The following is a 15,804-nucleotide window of genomic DNA, read 5'->3' on the forward strand; positions in this document are numbered from 1 at the left end:
TATTTAGTTCTCCATGGGGTTCCATGGTCCTAATTGATGTCCCTTCCATTCAGATCCATCTTCCCAAATTTCCTTTTTCCAGATCGGAACGGTCTGTTTGAGTCTCTCTATGGCGTAACGGCTTGCATCATAACAGTCGTTGCGATGAGGCGAGGAAACGGCAATGACTACACTAATCTCTGCCACATCTACTTTGCCAATTCGGTGACTGATTGCACATAACACACCAGGCCAGCGATCGGAGATTTCCACACCAATGGCTGCCATCTGAGAAAGAGCCATCGGCACATAGGCCTCGTATTCAAGATGGACGGTGCGCTGTTCACCGGTCATTTCACGAGTCGTACCTACAAAAGTAAGAGCTGCCCCGTGATTCGGGGTAATCACTAGTGCCGTTGTTGCTTCCACGGACAAAGTGGATTCTGTAATTAGAAATAAGCCATCTTCAGTCCGATGCTCTGGAACGGTAGAGCGAAGCTGTTCATCGGATATATCCGTACCATCGCCTCCAGAGACGGGAGGGATCAACGCAAGTTCATCTTCTGAGCTAAGTATAGTATCGGCAGGAGCGTACTGCTGGTTAACTGCCAAAAAGGATGTCCTTATCTGAGAAGCTGCCTCTGGGTAGGCCAGACTCAGTCTTTCTTTTAAATCGGCAGCGGTTGGAATGTCTCCAATGTACTCAAACTCCAGAAGGGATGTATTTAAACGTTCTGCAATGCCTGCAAATAGTTGAATTGTCAATTTCATAGATATGACTCACCTCTTTTTGATCTCTAAACCCTATAAATATATCATAACGACGCGGAAAATGTTATGCTTATCCATTAGAAGAATGAACGTTTATTGAAGAGCAGGGGAGGCGGTGTGATGAGCACCAGGGAGAAGCAAACGTTAACGATTCTGCACACCAACGACATTCATAGCCACTTCGGCTCCATGAGCACCATCGCCGCTATGATCAATGAGGAACGTGACCAAGGTGGCAACTTCCTTGTATTGGATATCGGCGATCATATGGACCGGATGGCCGTTGAAACAGAGGGAACACTGGGTACGGCTAATGTTGATGTTATTAACCTGACGGGCTACGATGCCATTACAATCGGTAACAATGAAGGACTAACCTTTACGCCAGATCAGCTCTCACAGTCCTACGCTGGACTTCTGTGTCCTGTGGTATGCGGCAATGTTGTGGAGCAAGATACTGGACTTGCGCCAGTGTGGATGAAACCTTCTCTGATTGTGGAGAAAGGTCCATTTCGCGTTGGTCTGCTGGGGGCAACGGCCCCTTTTACCACGTTTTACGAATTGCTCGGGTGGGATGTTCTGGACCCTGTGGAGTCATTAAGAGCTCAAGTGGAAGCATTACGTGATGAAGTGGATGTGGTGGTTATTCTTTCACATCTGGGACTTTCGACAGATCGTAGACTGGCGGAGCAGATTACTGGAATCGATGTTATTCTCGGTGGACATACCCATCATGTTCTCGAAGAACCCTTAGTCATTGGTCAGACCGTGCTGGGTGGGGCTGGAAAATTTGGCCAATGGCTTGGGAAAGTGGTTCTGGAACGAACAAGTGTGGGAGAACCTTTCCAACTGGTAAGTAGCGGTTGTATGGCTGCCAAGAGTATATTACTGGATGATCAGGTTGCGCTGGCAATCGCTACGAATCGTACGGAAGCCGAAAGGACACTCAATCAGACGGCAGTGATAACGGATCGGGTGCTGCCAATCGCGTATGATCGGGAATCCCCGTTTGCAACATTGCTTGCACAAGCTGTCCGCCAATTCACGGGGGCACAGCTGTCTCTGGTGAATGCAGGTCAGCTTCTCGGAGAGCTTCCACAAGGGAATATTACAAAAGGAATGTTGCATTCCCTATGTCCATCTCCTATAAATGCTTGTACAATATGCTTGAGTGGAAGTCATATTCGTGAAGCACTTGAGCAGTCCTTGTTGGACGAGTTTTCAGGTAAGCCCATTGTGGGATTTGGTTTTCGTGGTCATATTCTAGGCACGTTATGTATGGACGGAATGGAAGTTCAATACAATCCAGATGCGCCAGCCTATGAGAAGATCCAGGCCATATCCATCAATGGGGAGCCTATGGACGAACAATGTGAGTATATTGTTGGGACACTGGACATGTTTACGTTCAATGTGGGGTATCCTCCTCTTGCTCATGCAACCCGTACGCTCTATCATCTTCCGGAATTCATACGCGATTTGCTGGAAACGGAAATAAAACGACCAGGGGCTCTGGACGACAGCCTGCGAGCCCGCTGGTGTCAAAGCTAAATTTAAAGTACTTGCCTTCTGCTGAAGCGGCGGCTAGTGGTAATTACATCTACGGAGCGGGAGAGGATAGGCTGTGCGTTTAGTACATATAAACTTATTGCAGCCTGGCATGAAGCTGGGGAAACGTATTTATAGTGAAGAAGGCCTTGTATTACTTAGTGAGGATGTAGAGCTGACGAGCCGACTGATTGGGCGTCTCAAGGATCTCGGGGTCGGTTATGTGTATATCAAAGATGCTGCGACCGAGGATATCATTGTTCCAGATATGTTGCAGGAAGAGACCCGAAGGAAGGCACTGGTAGAGATCAAGCAGCAATTTCAGAGCATGTCGGGAATGAAAACGAAGAATCGGATTCCTCATTTCGGTAAAGCGCTTAGTGGTGTGATGAATACCATTCTGGAGGACATCGGCAGCCAAAAGGAAGCCATGATTATGCTGATGGACATGAACTCCAGTGATTTTGACCTGTATAATCATTCGCTGAATGTATGTGTGTATACACTGGTTCTTGGTGTCGCTTCGGGTTACACACGCCAGCAATTAATGGAGATTGGTCTGGGTGCCTTATTGCATGATATCGGCAAAACACAGATTACACCAGAAATTTTGCATAAACCCTCCAGATTGAGTGATGAGGAATTCAAAATCATTCAGCAGCACACTACATATGGACACCGTATTCTCAAAGATGAACCAGGTATACCGCTTCTATCCGCGCATTGTGCATTGCAGCACCATGAACGAATTGATGGAAGTGGATATCCCTTTGGTTTGAAAGACAAGGAAATTCATGAATATGCCAAATGGATTGCGCTTGCTGATTCGTATGATGCCATGACAACGAATCGGGTGTACAAGCAAGCCTTGCTGCCGCATCAGGCAGTAGAGGTGTTGTATACAGGATCAGGAACCCTCTATGAACAACGGATGCTGGAGAAGTTCAGGGATTGTGTCGCGATATACCCATTAGGTATTTCAGTCAAGCTCAGTACGGGAGAGGTTGGGGTAGTTGCATCAATTCATTCACGTGTTCCTCAACGTCCACTTATCCGTGTTATTAAAGATGCCGACGGCCAGACCTTATCTTCGCCCTACGAAATTAACCTGTCTACAGCACTGTCTGTGATGATCACAGGTGTAGAGGGTGTGGAGGATATACCTTCAGCGGCTCAAAGTGAACAGGTGGAAAGCTGAACTACTTGAAAGATGATTAGCGCTCATGTCGTAATATCCGGGCCGTTTCGTAATTGGCCCAGAGTTGCCTGAGCGTTTTTTTGTCATGTAATGGACAGGGTCTACGTATGCCGGAGCATTCAAAATTGTGCTATGATAAAAGATAACTCCAAAAAGAGAAACACAAGGTATGATGTAAATTAAACTTTTTAGGTTAATAAAAGGAATAAGGTGAAGAACAATGACCATGCTAAACTCAGGATCGGTACAACCGATGCCTTTATCGCCAACGAATGATCCGTGGGATCCGATCGGCTCTCTGCGTACATATGGACGCCATGTGCTGACCAGTGTAGAAATGACCGTGACACATCTGTGCAATATGAGGTGTGAGCATTGTGCCGTGGGAGATATGCTTACGATGCGTGAGGCGCCGGCTCTTCCGCTCCCTCTGATGCTGAAACGATTGGATGAAGTGGAGCATCTGCAGACGATTAGTCTGACGGGTGGCGAGCCAAGCTTTAGCCAAAAAACAGTGGATGAGATGATTATCCCGCTGCTCAAATATGCCAAGGAACGTGGAATTCGTTCCCAGATCAATTCGAATCTAACGCTGGATATCAGCCGGTATGAGCAACTTTTACCTTATCTGGACGTTATGCATATCTCATTCAACTATCTGAATGCAGATGATTTCCATCAAGTTGGATTTGCGAATAGTGGCAGACCTGTGAAACGTGAAGTAGCGGTGAAAATGTATGAGAAAATGATTGAAAATTCACGCAAACTGAGTGAAGCAGGCATGTTTATCTCTGCGGAATCAATGATTAACTTCCGTACGCACGACAAGCTGGATGGTATTCATCAATTGATTCGTGAGATGGGCTGTGTCCGTCATGAAGTGCATCCGATGTATAATTCGAACTTTGCTTCGTCACTGCCCGTGTTATCACTGGATCATATGAGAGCAGCGATTCATCGTTTGCTTGATGTGCGTGACAAAGATATGTGGATGTTATTCGGGACCCTGCCATTCTTCGCGTGCAGTGCAGCAGAGCAGGATCGGGAACTGATCAACCGTTTATACAGCGAACCAAATGTGACGGTACGTAACGATCCGGACGGACGTAACCGCGTTAACGTTAACATGTTCACGGGTAATGTGTATGTGACGGATTTTGCGGATATCCCGGCGTTTGGCAACATTCGTGATCGGAAACTGGATGATGTGTTCCATGAATGGTCAGCTGAACATCCGTTGAATCAAACGGTCAATTGCCATTGCGATATTGCATCCTGTTGCGGACCAAACCTGCTAGTGGCAGATATGTATTACAAGGGTGTGGATTTCAAATCGAGAAAGGCTATCACACGTTGATATTCCAGGTGTATTCCTGAAATAGATAGAAAAGGGGAGTTTCAACTTGGATATTCATACTGAATTTCATCTTGGACAGCTGGTATTTAATCTGGTCTGTGTCTTTTTGCTCGTATTTTTGAATGGCGTATTTGTTGCAGCGGAATTTTCCCTTGTGAAAGTAAGGCAGACACGCTTAACTCAATTGCAGAGTGAAGGAAACCGTTTGGCTGGTTATGCACTGAAGGTGAATAGTAAACTGGATTCCTATCTATCGGCAACTCAGTTCGGGATTACATTAACATCACTTGGACTCGGGTGGCTGGGAGAACCAGCCATCTCTGAATTGCTCGTTGAGCCTCTCATGTTTAAACTTGGTGTAGGAGATACAGGGCTTATTTCGACCGTGTCGGTCATTATCGGTTTCTGTATCATTACGTTTCTGCATATTGTGTTGGGTGAGCTTGCGCCTAAATCGTTGGCAATTCAAAAAACAGACGGAGTGGCATTGTTTTTATCTGCACCTTTGCTGTTGTTCTACAAAATCTTCTTCCCGTTCATCTGGGTACTGAATGTATCGGCCAATGCATTGCTGCGTTTGGCAGGTATCGAACCTGCCAGTGAAGGAGAAGCTCACTCGGAAGATGAACTTCGAATTCTGATGAAGCAGAGTGCCAAAAGTGGTGTCATCGATAAAGATGAGATCAAACTGATGGACAACATCTTTGATTTCTCCGATATGCTGGCACGTGAAGTGATGCTGCCACGTACAGATATGGATTGTCTGTACACGCATATGTCTTTGGAAGAGAATCTGGAGATCATTAATGCAACCAAACATTCCCGGTATCCCGTAGCAGTAGAAGACAAGGATGAGATCATTGGATTCATACACATCACCGATCTGTTGCTGGCTAAACCGGAGCAACAACATGATCTGGCTTCACTTATTCGTCCAATCTTAAACGTTCCTGAATCCATGGAAATCAGCCATGTGCTGCGTCTGATGCAGAAGAAACATTCTCAGATGACGCTGGTTGTGGATGAATATGGCGGCACAGCTGGATTGCTGACTGCGGAAGAAATTCTGGAAGAGATCGTTGGAGATTTGTATGACGAGTTTGAGGATGAGCGTCCGCATATGGAACGCAGTGGTGATTCGTTTTCCATTGATGGTCGTTCGCTTATTGAAGAAGTTCATAAGTGGACCGGAGCCATCATTGAGGATGAAGAAGTGGATACCATTGGCGGATGGCTGTTTAAAGAGCTTGGAGGTAGTCCAGCCAAGGGCAAAACTCGGGAGCTGAATGGATACGTCTTTGAAGTGGAGGAGTCCACTCGTTTGCGAATTACCCGAGTTCGAGTGTACAAACAATCTGTTCCTCAAGACATGAATTCGGAAGAAAAACCAGTAGAATAGATTTTGTAGTAACATGTTACTCATTTTACGAAATACAGACCTTTGGAAGTGCCGTAAGAGGTGCTTCCAAAGGTCTTTTTTGATTGAGAGTGAAGTTGGCATGAGAAATTCCTTTATGAAGTTTGGATAAATGGGGATTAACCTGTAGAACTGAAACATATACATGTAGAGACGGGAAGCAATGGTTTGAATGGTATGGGGAATGCACGTAAACATCGTTGAAGGAGGCGTTTCGAGTGAAGGATCCACAGCTTCGAGCCTATGCTCCTTTTGTGGGGCCGTTTGATCCTTGCAAACCGATGGAAATCCGCACGTATCTAGTTCCACCGCAGTTGTTTATACCTTTCCAGCCCATGGGTTGGCCGCAATACAGTCCGGCAGAAGCGTTAAGACTGGGAACATTATGGCCTGCATTATATAGCCCTTACACATCCAAGAAATCAAAGGAGAGGAAGGTGGAGGCAGATGGAACCTGAAGCACCGAAAGCCTGTGATGCAAAATACTACGAGTTGCTGGAAGAACTTCAGGCGCTGGACTTCGTGTTAGTGGAACTGAATCTATACCTGGATACCCATCCAGGTGATTTCCAAAGCATTGAGCAGTACAACAAGTTCAGCCAGGAGCGAATGCGGGTAGCTCATGAGTTCCAACAGCTGTATGGACCGCTGATGAATTTTGGTCATGCCTTCTCGAAATATCCGTGGGAGTGGTCCCAGACACCATGGCCTTGGCAGGTATAAAAGTTAAAGGAGGAGTCTTGCAATGTGGGTATACGAGAAAAAGTTACAATATCCCGTTCGAGTGAGTAAATGTGACCCTCATATGGCCAAATTACTGATGGAACAGTATGGTGGAGCAGACGGGGAATTGGCAGCTGCCCTGCGGTATCTGAACCAGCGTTATACGATTCCAGACAAAATTATCGGCCTGTTAAACGACATTGGAACAGAAGAATTTGCTCATTTAGAGATGATTGCCACGATGATCTATAAGCTCACCAAAGATGCTACAGTGGAGCAGCTGGAGCAAGCTGGCTTGGATGCTCACTACGTTAATCACGATAAGGCCCTCTTTTACAGCAATGCAGCAGGTGTACCGTTTACCGCTACGTATATTCAAGCCAAGGGTGATCCAATTGCGGATCTGTACGAGGACATTGCAGCAGAAGAGAAAGCCCGGGCTACATATCAATGGTTGATCGACCTGACCGATGACGTGGATCTGCAGGATAGTCTGAAGTTTCTAAGGGAACGCGAGATTGTGCATTCCTTGCGTTTTCGGGAGGCTGTAGAGATCCTGAAAGACGATCGGGAGACAAAGAAGATTTTCTGAACGTCTGGTATAGAAGCAGAAGTCTGGCAGTCCGATAGGGCTGCTTTTTGCTTTGAAGAAATGTAGAAGCTAGAAGAAGTGTATGTGCTGAAATGTGGATTGCTTTCAAATAAAAAGACGATCCTCTTTGGAAGAAAGAGAACCGTCCTGTTTTTTATACTTTGGCGAAGTAAGGCCTAATATTCAATTACCATGGCAACATTTTGCCACCCGGCTCCAACGGTCCAGAACAGAACTTTGTCACCACGCTGAATCTGACCGGTTGTGACCGCTCGATGTAATGCGATGAATGGACTGCTGGTTGAGGTATACCCGAACTCATCTCCGATATAGACGGCAATATCGTCACCAATGCCGACGTTCTTGGATACAGCCCGAATGTTACTAATGGATAGCTGGGAGAAGCAGGCGGCTCTGATCTCGTCTGGTCCAATTTCGTTACGTGTCAGCAAGGTACGAATGGACTCGGAAGCGGCATCCACACAGATGGAATCATCAAATGGGATGAATTTCACATGAAAGGCACCTGGATCTACACCCGTTTTGCCCAGCTTCGCCAAGCCTTCTGCAGGAAAAAGAGAATTACCATACACGCAGGTATCCGTCTGATAGATGGAATCAATGAAACCGACAGCATGTTCATCCCGCTCTACAATAACCGCTGCTGCTGCATCACCGAAATTGGCGAAGTATACGGGATCATCGGGACTGGCGTGAGGAGCCACGTAATCGGAGCCGATGATTAATGCCCTGCGAATTCGAGGATTGCCCAGCATCTGTCGGCTAACTTGTTCGAAAGCAGCAGTCATACCCGCGCAGTTGGCGTTGCTGTCAATACAGATCGTGTGAGAAGCGCCGTTAATCAGGCGGTGAATCATCAGGGAATTTGTAGGAAAGATGTATTCTGGCGTTTGGCTTGCATAAGCAATCAGATCAATATCTGCACCGGTGAGTCCGGTTTTTTCCAGTAGGTTACTGGCTGCCTCAAAGGCCATGCTTAGTGAGTTTTCGTCATCGTTGTCAATTTTATAACGTGTATCACGACCAAGTGCCTTTAACAATCCTCGAATATCTACACCTCTTGCGTCAAAATGTTCAATATAAAAGTCATTGTGCACCTTGGTTGCTGGATGATAGATATCGATATCTACAATACGAATTCCGGCCATCTTCATTCTCCTCTTGAGCGGAAGGGTGAATTCCCAGCTTATCCGCCTGGTTTATTAAGTGGTAACGGTAGAGATGATTTCGAGATTGTCCAGACCGACTGACCGGCCGAGCCGGGACAACTGCATTTTTAGAATCGCGTTGTTCTCGAGGGTCAACACGACTTTTTTGTATTCGTCTTTTTTGAACATCTGAAGGCATCCTTCCAGAAGAGGCACAATCTCCGGAGCAGTAACATTCAACTTTTTGCAATCGATGTTCAGGTTATACTCCTTGGTATTAATAGGAGCGATCGTATCCTGATAGGCCGAGATGGAACGCAAACCGTCTTCTTGAGAGAAAGAACCCTCCAGTTCAATGTTTAACACCTTGTTCGGAACGTCAGTCTTCAGAATGAAATTTCCCATGCTTGATCTCTCTCCTTTAAATGAGTTAAGGCTATCCTGTTAATGGATACACAGCCCATTGGGCCTCTACTAAAGGCTTCTAAGATGCGAGCTGGTTCGAAGGATAATTTAACCATATTATAAAGGTAGGAATGTAAAAAGATCAATAAAAAAGTCGAATCATGTATAAAAATGTAGAAAAGTGAATTACTGTATTTCATCCAATGTGGCAAGCAAAATATTAAACGCACTTATGATCCGCGGAGCACCTACACACGGAGCCAAATGTAGCAATATCCCCTTGAGTTGATCTACAGTTACCCCGACACTCAGAGCCATCGTGTAATGCACGCCTAGTTGTTCATACTGTCCTTGGGTGATCAACGAAGATATGATAGCGACTTCCTTCCATTGATCAGTAATGGTGGTGCGCTGAAAAATATCCCCATATGCTGTCCCCATAATAAATTCAGATAATTCGGGAAAATGCTCCTTGATTGGTGCAAGGGCTCTTGCGCCGTACTCACCAGAAAGTTTAGCAAAACGGTCCAGTCCCTGAGCTACATGTTCGCTCATGATATGCTCCTCCTAATTCAAAGTTACGGTGCGGTGAGCCGTAGGTGGAATTTCATCTCGATCAGTCAGAAGCTCAATGACAGTCACCTGATTCAACGTTTGGGCTGTGCTCAGCGCAGATGAGAATTCTTCATGTGTCTCTGCCCGGAAAGCGACAGCACCCAGAGATTCGGCGAATTTGGCTGCATCCATGGGAACCTCAAATAAGGTGCCATCAATTCTGCCTGTTGTTTTTTCCATTCCTTTGAGTGCCATGTCCAGTTGTTTGTTGTTAACGACAATGAAAATGACGTTCAGATTGTTGCATACTGCGGTATTGATCTCCGTCCCCAGCATCATGAAACATCCATCCCCGGTGATACATACAACGGTCTCTTCAGGTGAAGCGGCCTTTGCACCTATCGCCATACCAATGGCGTTCCCCATGCAGGCAAAGTAAGCGTCAAACACAAAGCTGCCTGGTTTCTTGACTTTATATCGCTGAACCGCATGAAATCCATGGCTGCCATCATCAACAAACAGCTTATGATCATACGGAAGCAGATCGCTCATTCCATCTAGCACAGAAGCCAGAGACAGTTGAGGGAGATCTGGTAAAGGGACCGTGTAATCCATGGGTGCCGTGGTTCTCACAGGAGTAGGGAGGTCTTCTAATGTGCCCAGCAAATATTGCAGGTTGTCCTTCAAATCACCGGTGATATGTAAGGTTTGAGCGCTCAGAATCTTGCCTACAAATATAGGATCAGCGTCAAATTGAATGAGGTGTGCCGGGTGATGTTCAGGCTTCAGATTGCAGAGGGTCATGTCACTTAGACGTGAACCGAGTACGATATAAAGGTCACTTTGGTTCAACATGTCGTCTGCATGTGGGAAACCTCCAACACCACAAGGTCCATGGTACAGGGGATGGTCCCACGCAATCGCTCCTTTTCCACCAGGCGTAGTAATGACAGGGATGTTGAACGATTCGGCCAATTGAAGCAATTCATCATGGGCTCTGGCACGACTTACACCTTTACCAGCAATAATTAAAGGGCGGTTAGATTGTTGAATGAGAGGAAAAATACGATTCAGGTTAGATATACTAAAAAGAGGTTCCGGTTCGGGAATGATAATCCGGCATTCCGATAACAATTCAGTCTGTACGTCAAAAGGAAGACAGAGGTGAACAGGGCCTTTATTAGGGCCGAGTGCAATGGATAAGGCATGATTCAGTAGGGTACCGAAGTGATCTCCACGCTCAACAAGTTTGCTAAATAATGTGGCAGGCCGGAACATCTCGGCTAGATCAGCCAGATAGGAAGAGGAATCCTGGCACTGAGGTAGCCCCAGTTCCTGGATGGATTGATGACCCGTAATAAACAATACAGGCAGATTGTTGGCCTTTGCATGGGCTGCTGCAGTAAGCAGATTGGTTCCGCCTGGACCGGATGTGGCAAAGGCAACGCCGAGTTTACCCGTCTGTAATGCATAACCGGATGCGGCAAAACCTGAGCTGGATTCATGACGGCCTGGAATGAACTCTAATCCGTAATCCACCATTTTCAGTACAGCAGGGCAGATGGATTTACCAATAATACCAAAGACATGAGTAACGCCTAGATTACGCAGAGTTTCTGCCAAATAGTCCGCAACTGTTCTCATGCGGGACACCTCGCTTCATGAAATAGGTTATTAGAACCATACGCATATTCCATTTGTTGAATGCAAGTTACTATCTAAGGTTGTAAGAGGAAATATTCATTGTTATTAGGAAGAGTATCTTTTTTTGTGGTTTTTTGTCAACCTGTTTTTGTGAGTCTAAATTCCTGATTCTTAAGTTGGTAACGCTTTAAGTGTTGCTGGATAAAGTGAAAACAATTGGTTATATATCCCTGGAACGAATTACCCGGTTGTTACGAAGTTACAAATAATGTAAAAATATGACTAACAATGATGAATTTCAGTCTCTAATAGCGACTTGAAAGCTAGAGATTTATCTTTTTTCGTATCAATGCATCGCATTCGCAATTCTTTGCTTTCTGCTATACTGGAAAGGAATTGGGAGGGGATGGAATGACAGTCATCAAGATGGCTCTGGTTGGGCTGGGTAAAATGGGATTACATATGGTTCATCTCATCGAGAATACCAAGATGGACACGGAGATTGAGATTGTTGCGGTGTGTGATGCGAATGAGGAAAGTTTGGCGTCTTTTGCAGCTTCTCATCGGGGAGTTAGGACGTATACGGATTACAAGCAATTGATGAATGAACATCAGATTGATCTGTTGTATATTGCAGTTCCGCCGAAATTTCATTATCCGGTTGTCATGGAGGCTCTGGAGCGCAAAATTCATGTATTCTGCGAGAAACCGCTTGCCAATAGTATAGAAGAAGCCAAAAAGATGCTGGATGCAGCGCAAAAAGCGGGCGTTGTTCATGCCATCCATTTCTCGATGCCGCATGAACCTTCCGTGCTGAAGTTGCAAGAGATGATTGAGCAGGATACTGTGGGGGCCATTCGCAAAATAGATCTCATTTTGCAATTCCCGCAGTGGCCACGATCATGGCAACAGAATGCATGGATTACAAGCCGGGAACAGGGTGGATTTATTCTTGAAGTGGGGATTCACTGGATTCATATGATTCAAAAGGTGTTTGGTGCCATCCGGGTAGTGAGCACTCAGGTGCAATATCCTGAGAATGGAGACTGTGAACTAGAAGTACAGGCTGCAATGGAACTGGAAGACGGAATCCGAATTCAGCTGAACGGCATCTCTCAATTTGCGGGGGAAGAACGTGTATCCATGGTGGTGTATGGCACAACAGGCACGATTGCCCTGGAAAATTGGGAAGAATTGAAGACTGGCATGGTGGGGCAGCCACTTTCTCCTGTGGAAGTGCTTGAGTCCGCCAGTGAATTGCCGGTTCTTAAACATGTGATTGCACGTATACAAGGCAAACCAGCTAAGATATATGACTTTAACGATGGGTATCAGGCACAATTGATACTGGAAGCGTTACGAAACACGGAACAATCAGGATAAGAAAAGGAGTGTCAGGTTTTTTCATTTCGAAGCGCCTGCTGTACCTTTAAATGTATCAGCTCTCCGTAACACCAAGAAGCATCGCAGTGGCCCAGGTGTGCCTGTCTGCGATGCTTCTTTCCTGTGTTTGGCGCAAAATAGAGCTACATAGACATTCTATCGTTATGTTGTATGTTGATCCAGGTCACGCCAGCTTGAATCGCTTAACCAGCTGATCAAGCGCGTCGGACATTTCATTCAACTGCTTGGACGTGTCAGACATTTCCTGCAGAGAAGCAAGTTGTTCCTCCGTCATCGCAGATACTTGTTCCGTGGCTGATGCAGTATCTTCCACAACAGCTGATACTTCATTGATGGACTTCATCACAGCCTCACTACCGGAAGTTAACTCCTCGACAACAGCAGATACCTCCAGAACTTCACCACTGAGGTTATGAATATGCTGAGTAATGGTTGAAAAAGCATTACCTGCATCCTCAATGGTCCGCAATCCTTCATTCACATGTAGAGTGCTCTCATCAACCACCTGCACTGTACTTTGAACACCTGCTACCACGGTTTCCAATATACTTGTAATCTCTTTGGCTGATGTTGCACTTTGGTCTGCAAGATTACGAATTTCCGCAGCAACAACAGCGAAGCCGCGTCCATTTTCCCCAGCGCGGGCAGCTTCGATTCCGGCGTTAAGTGCAAGCAGATTGGTTTGTCTCGCAATACCCGACATTGAATCTGCAATGTTGATCACTTGATCAGACATCTTCGAAATTTCATTAATGGCTTCCTGTACAGAGAGGAAGGATTGCTCAATGGAACTCATTTTACCTACAGCATTATCAATGCGCTGTTGCCCATCCACGGCAATGGATTCGGTACGAACTGCACTGCCTGCCACGTCACTTGCCGAGGAGGCGACACGATTAAGGCCGTGGAGGGATTGCTGCATCGCAGCTACCATGGTTTGCGTAAGAGCAACCTGTTCATCAGCGCCTTCAGCCACACGTTCCATGGCAGTGGCAACTTCTTTTCCTGCAAGATGGCTATCGGCAACCCCTTTATCCAATCGATCCGAAGCTGTGCTCAGAATCATGGCATTGCTCTGAACGTCCAGCATCATTTGCTGCAAACCAGTGAGCATTGTATTGGCTGCCTCCGCGAGTTCACGAGTTTCGTCTTTCATTGGCGTAGCGATTCTCAGTGTCAGGTCACCATTGGAAGAACCGATGTCATTTAATGCCTGCTTCACGGTACGGATGTTTCTAACAATGGCACGTGACAGGACCAATGCTGTGATGAACGAGATGATGGCCACAACGATAAGTGCCCCATACAGTTCCAGGTTCAGTAGTGTGTTTTTTTGCTTCAGTGCTTCTGTACGGTTATCGGTTAACGTATGCTCGTTGGTTCGAAACGTATCGAGAGCAGTGCGAATCTGGTCCATGTCTCTTTTACCTGGATCATCTGCGAAAAAATCTCGAATGGCCTGCGTATTATTTGCTTGGCGAAGGGCGACCATAGGTTCACCAGCGACCTGGACCCAGTTCTCCATATTAGTATGTATGTCTTCCAAAAGTGCAAGTTGAGCCGGATTATCCGAAACTAAAGCAGCAAGTTCATCTTTGAGTGTAATAAGTTGCGCTTTTCCTTGGGTGTAGGGATCGAGATAATTGTCCTGACCCGTGATGATGTAACCGCGTTGACCTGTTTCCATATCTACCATGTTTCTTTCGAGTTCATAGGTGAGGGCATGTACCCTCATATCGTGATCGACCAGAAAATCCAGTTCCCGTTGGAGCTGACTTGTGCTGTTCTGAATCAGCAGGATGCAACCAGCCAGTACAGCCAGTACGAGTAAATATCCTAATCCGATCTTATAAAAAATCTTAAAGGTCTTACGCTTTTTCATGTTTGTTATTCCTCTCTATGGGGTATATGTAGTTGTCGAAAAAACCGAAAATGTGATAATTGTAGGTCTTTAGATTAGGTGTCTAAAGAACTATTTTTTAGTATTATACGTAAAGAAACTTCTTTTGTATATAGTTTGTTTAACTAAAATATAACGTTTGGTTGATGCTGTATAAGGTTGGGGTTGATGATGTTTTATAATCGTTGGTTTACACGTTCAAACGTTATGTTTATCATGGGAAGGGAACGATTCCAATTACATATACAATATCCCAATCCGAAAGGAACATTGGACATGAATAAAGAGAAGGTATTGCTCAAACCGGAAGCGATGATTTTTGACATGGATGGTACGCTGTTCCAGACAGAGACCCTGTTGTTGCCGGCTTACCAGCAACTATTTGATACATTGCGTGCCGAAGGGCATTTTGAAGGAGAAACTCCACCCGAGGAACGGATGCTGGGAAGTTTGGGCATGTTGCTCGAAGATATATGGAAAGTGGTTATGCCTGAGGCATCGGAAGCGGCACATCGCCGGGCAGACGAACTGTTGCTTCAACTGGAGATTGAGGGGCTTGATCAAGGAAGTTCTCAATTGTACCCTGGGGTGAAAGAAACGCTGCAAGCATTAAAACAACAAGGAGTGCGTCTTTTTGTCGCAAGTAATGGGCTGGAGGACTATGTGAAGGGTGTGGCGTTTGCACACGAGATTATGCCTTTCTTTGAAGGGGTATACAGTGCAGGCCAGTACAAGACTCCTTCCAAGATTAATCTGGTACAGATCCTGCTTGAGAAACATCGTATTCAGGACGCATGGATGGTAGGGGATCGCTCTTCTGATGTGGAAGCTGGTAAAATGAACGGTCAGGCGGTCATCGGCTGTGCCTATGCCGGGTTTGGCCGTGATGAGGAGCTTGCGGGCTCAGATGTGCTCATCTCTGATTTTACAGAACTGCTGCGTCTGTATGATGAAGCAGAGTAGCCTCTACGCTGCTAACGTATACTGAGATTTAAGATTACGAACCACATGATATGAACCTGTAGACTCAACGGAAATTCGTTGAATACAGGTTTTTTTGTTTGGTCATGCAGTCACATTCTCCCCTGTAGAAAGTTGATTTCCCTATCCCGCTTTCCTCCATATTCCCTCTATACTTCATT

15 protein-coding genes are annotated in these 15,804 nt (G+C 45.8%); 9 read left to right on the forward strand and 6 right to left on the reverse strand.

The window, feature by feature from the left end:
* Nucleotides 1-3: 3 nt before the first annotated feature.
* Entirely contained in the window at nt 4-750 is a 747-nt protein-coding gene (locus MKY92_RS09290) for a molybdenum cofactor biosynthesis protein MoaE (RefSeq protein ID WP_339300341.1), read from the reverse strand.
* Between the two features lie 120 nt (nt 751-870).
* On the opposite strand from MKY92_RS09290, the gene MKY92_RS09295 reads away from it, so the two are divergent.
* The 7 genes from MKY92_RS09295 (at nt 871) to MKY92_RS09325 (ending at nt 7,585) form a co-directional block, all read left to right on the forward strand.
* On the forward strand, nt 871-2,301 hold the full coding sequence (locus MKY92_RS09295) for a 5'-nucleotidase C-terminal domain-containing protein (protein WP_339300343.1): 1,431 nt from the start codon (nt 871-873) through the stop codon (nt 2,299-2,301).
* Between the two features lie 73 nt (nt 2,302-2,374).
* The gene (locus tag MKY92_RS09300; RefSeq protein ID WP_339300345.1) at nt 2,375-3,496 is read left to right on the forward strand and encodes an HD-GYP domain-containing protein; all 1,122 of its coding nucleotides are present in this window, start codon (nt 2,375-2,377) and stop codon (nt 3,494-3,496) included.
* A 220-nt stretch (nt 3,497-3,716) separates the two neighbouring features.
* The gene (gene yfkAB / locus MKY92_RS09305; RefSeq protein ID WP_091032604.1) at nt 3,717-4,853 is read left to right on the forward strand and encodes a radical SAM/CxCxxxxC motif protein YfkAB; all 1,137 of its coding nucleotides are present in this window, start codon (nt 3,717-3,719) and stop codon (nt 4,851-4,853) included.
* A gap of 46 nt (nt 4,854-4,899) precedes the next feature.
* The gene (locus MKY92_RS09310; RefSeq protein WP_339300347.1) at nt 4,900-6,252 is read left to right on the forward strand and encodes a hemolysin family protein; all 1,353 of its coding nucleotides are present in this window, start codon (nt 4,900-4,902) and stop codon (nt 6,250-6,252) included.
* Between the two features lie 236 nt (nt 6,253-6,488).
* Complete coding sequence (locus tag MKY92_RS09315) at nt 6,489-6,728, forward strand: spore coat associated protein CotJA (RefSeq protein WP_179088483.1); 240 nt, start codon at nt 6,489-6,491, stop codon at nt 6,726-6,728.
* Complete coding sequence (locus MKY92_RS09320; RefSeq protein ID WP_076209123.1) at nt 6,718-6,993, forward strand: spore coat protein CotJB; 276 nt, start codon at nt 6,718-6,720, stop codon at nt 6,991-6,993. The genes MKY92_RS09315 and MKY92_RS09320 overlap by 11 nt, the downstream gene beginning before the upstream one ends.
* A 22-nt stretch (nt 6,994-7,015) precedes the next feature.
* Nucleotides 7,016-7,585 carry a manganese catalase family protein gene (locus MKY92_RS09325; RefSeq protein WP_076209122.1) on the forward strand — a complete coding sequence of 190 codons (570 nt, stop codon included), beginning with the start codon at nt 7,016-7,018 and terminating at the stop codon, nt 7,583-7,585.
* Between the two features lie 176 nt (nt 7,586-7,761).
* On the opposite strand, the gene MKY92_RS09330 is transcribed toward MKY92_RS09325, so the two are convergent.
* The 4 genes from MKY92_RS09330 to MKY92_RS09345 form a co-directional block, all read right to left on the reverse strand.
* A complete protein-coding gene (locus MKY92_RS09330; RefSeq protein ID WP_339300349.1) occupies nt 7,762-8,760 on the reverse strand; it encodes a 3-oxoacyl-[acyl-carrier-protein] synthase III C-terminal domain-containing protein in 999 nt (332 codons plus the stop codon).
* Between the two features lie 48 nt (nt 8,761-8,808).
* A complete protein-coding gene (locus tag MKY92_RS09335; protein ID WP_336760812.1) occupies nt 8,809-9,159 on the reverse strand; it encodes a hypothetical protein in 351 nt (116 codons plus the stop codon).
* Between the two features lie 186 nt (nt 9,160-9,345).
* Nucleotides 9,346-9,714 (reverse strand): carboxymuconolactone decarboxylase family protein, encoded by a 369-nt coding sequence (locus MKY92_RS09340; RefSeq protein WP_017689521.1) that lies wholly within the window; start codon nt 9,712-9,714, stop codon nt 9,346-9,348.
* Nucleotides 9,715-9,726: 12 nt separating this feature from the next.
* On the reverse strand, nt 9,727-11,358 hold the full coding sequence (locus tag MKY92_RS09345; protein ID WP_339300354.1) for a thiamine pyrophosphate-binding protein: 1,632 nt from the start codon (nt 11,356-11,358) through the stop codon (nt 9,727-9,729).
* A gap of 411 nt (nt 11,359-11,769) precedes the next feature.
* Here MKY92_RS09345 and MKY92_RS09350 point away from each other — a divergent pair, with 411 nt between their 5' ends.
* Entirely contained in the window at nt 11,770-12,741 is a 972-nt protein-coding gene (locus tag MKY92_RS09350) for a Gfo/Idh/MocA family oxidoreductase (protein WP_339300356.1), read from the forward strand.
* A gap of 184 nt (nt 12,742-12,925) precedes the next feature.
* On the opposite strand, the gene MKY92_RS09355 is transcribed toward MKY92_RS09350, so the two are convergent.
* Nucleotides 12,926-14,644, reverse strand: a complete 1,719-nt coding sequence (locus tag MKY92_RS09355; RefSeq protein WP_339300358.1) for a methyl-accepting chemotaxis protein — start codon at nt 14,642-14,644, stop codon at nt 12,926-12,928.
* Between the two features lie 294 nt (nt 14,645-14,938).
* On the opposite strand from MKY92_RS09355, the gene MKY92_RS09360 reads away from it, so the two are divergent.
* Nucleotides 14,939-15,625 (forward strand): HAD hydrolase-like protein, encoded by a 687-nt coding sequence (locus MKY92_RS09360; RefSeq protein WP_047844222.1) that lies wholly within the window; start codon nt 14,939-14,941, stop codon nt 15,623-15,625.
* The last annotated feature ends 179 nt before the right edge of the window (nt 15,626-15,804 follow it).

This window comes from Paenibacillus sp. FSL R5-0623 (assembly GCF_037974265.1).
GTDB lineage: Bacteria > Bacillota > Bacilli > Paenibacillales > Paenibacillaceae > Paenibacillus.

Bases quoted from the DNA above. Each gene is read 5' to 3' on its own strand.
- MKY92_RS09350 (WP_339300356.1), top strand. From the start codon at position 11,770: ATGACAGTCATCAAGATGGCTCTGGTTGGGCTGGGTAAAATGGGATTA.
- MKY92_RS09340 (WP_017689521.1), bottom strand. From the start codon at position 9,714: ATGAGCGAACATGTAGCTCAGGGACTGGACCGTTTTGCTAAACTTTCT.
- MKY92_RS09320 (WP_076209123.1), top strand. From the start codon at position 6,718: ATGGAACCTGAAGCACCGAAAGCCTGTGATGCAAAATACTACGAGTTG.
- MKY92_RS09330 (WP_339300349.1), bottom strand. From the start codon at position 8,760: ATGAAGATGGCCGGAATTCGTATTGTAGATATCGATATCTATCATCCA.
- yfkAB (WP_091032604.1), top strand. From the start codon at position 3,717: ATGACCATGCTAAACTCAGGATCGGTACAACCGATGCCTTTATCGCCA.
- MKY92_RS09360 (WP_047844222.1), top strand. From the start codon at position 14,939: ATGAATAAAGAGAAGGTATTGCTCAAACCGGAAGCGATGATTTTTGAC.
- MKY92_RS09335 (WP_336760812.1), bottom strand. From the start codon at position 9,159: ATGGGAAATTTCATTCTGAAGACTGACGTTCCGAACAAGGTGTTAAAC.
- MKY92_RS09295 (WP_339300343.1), top strand. From the start codon at position 871: ATGAGCACCAGGGAGAAGCAAACGTTAACGATTCTGCACACCAACGAC.
- MKY92_RS09345 (WP_339300354.1), bottom strand. From the start codon at position 11,358: ATGAGAACAGTTGCGGACTATTTGGCAGAAACTCTGCGTAATCTAGGC.
- MKY92_RS09355 (WP_339300358.1), bottom strand. From the start codon at position 14,644: ATGAAAAAGCGTAAGACCTTTAAGATTTTTTATAAGATCGGATTAGGA.
- MKY92_RS09290 (WP_339300341.1), bottom strand. From the start codon at position 750: ATGAAATTGACAATTCAACTATTTGCAGGCATTGCAGAACGTTTAAAT.
- MKY92_RS09325 (WP_076209122.1), top strand. From the start codon at position 7,016: ATGTGGGTATACGAGAAAAAGTTACAATATCCCGTTCGAGTGAGTAAA.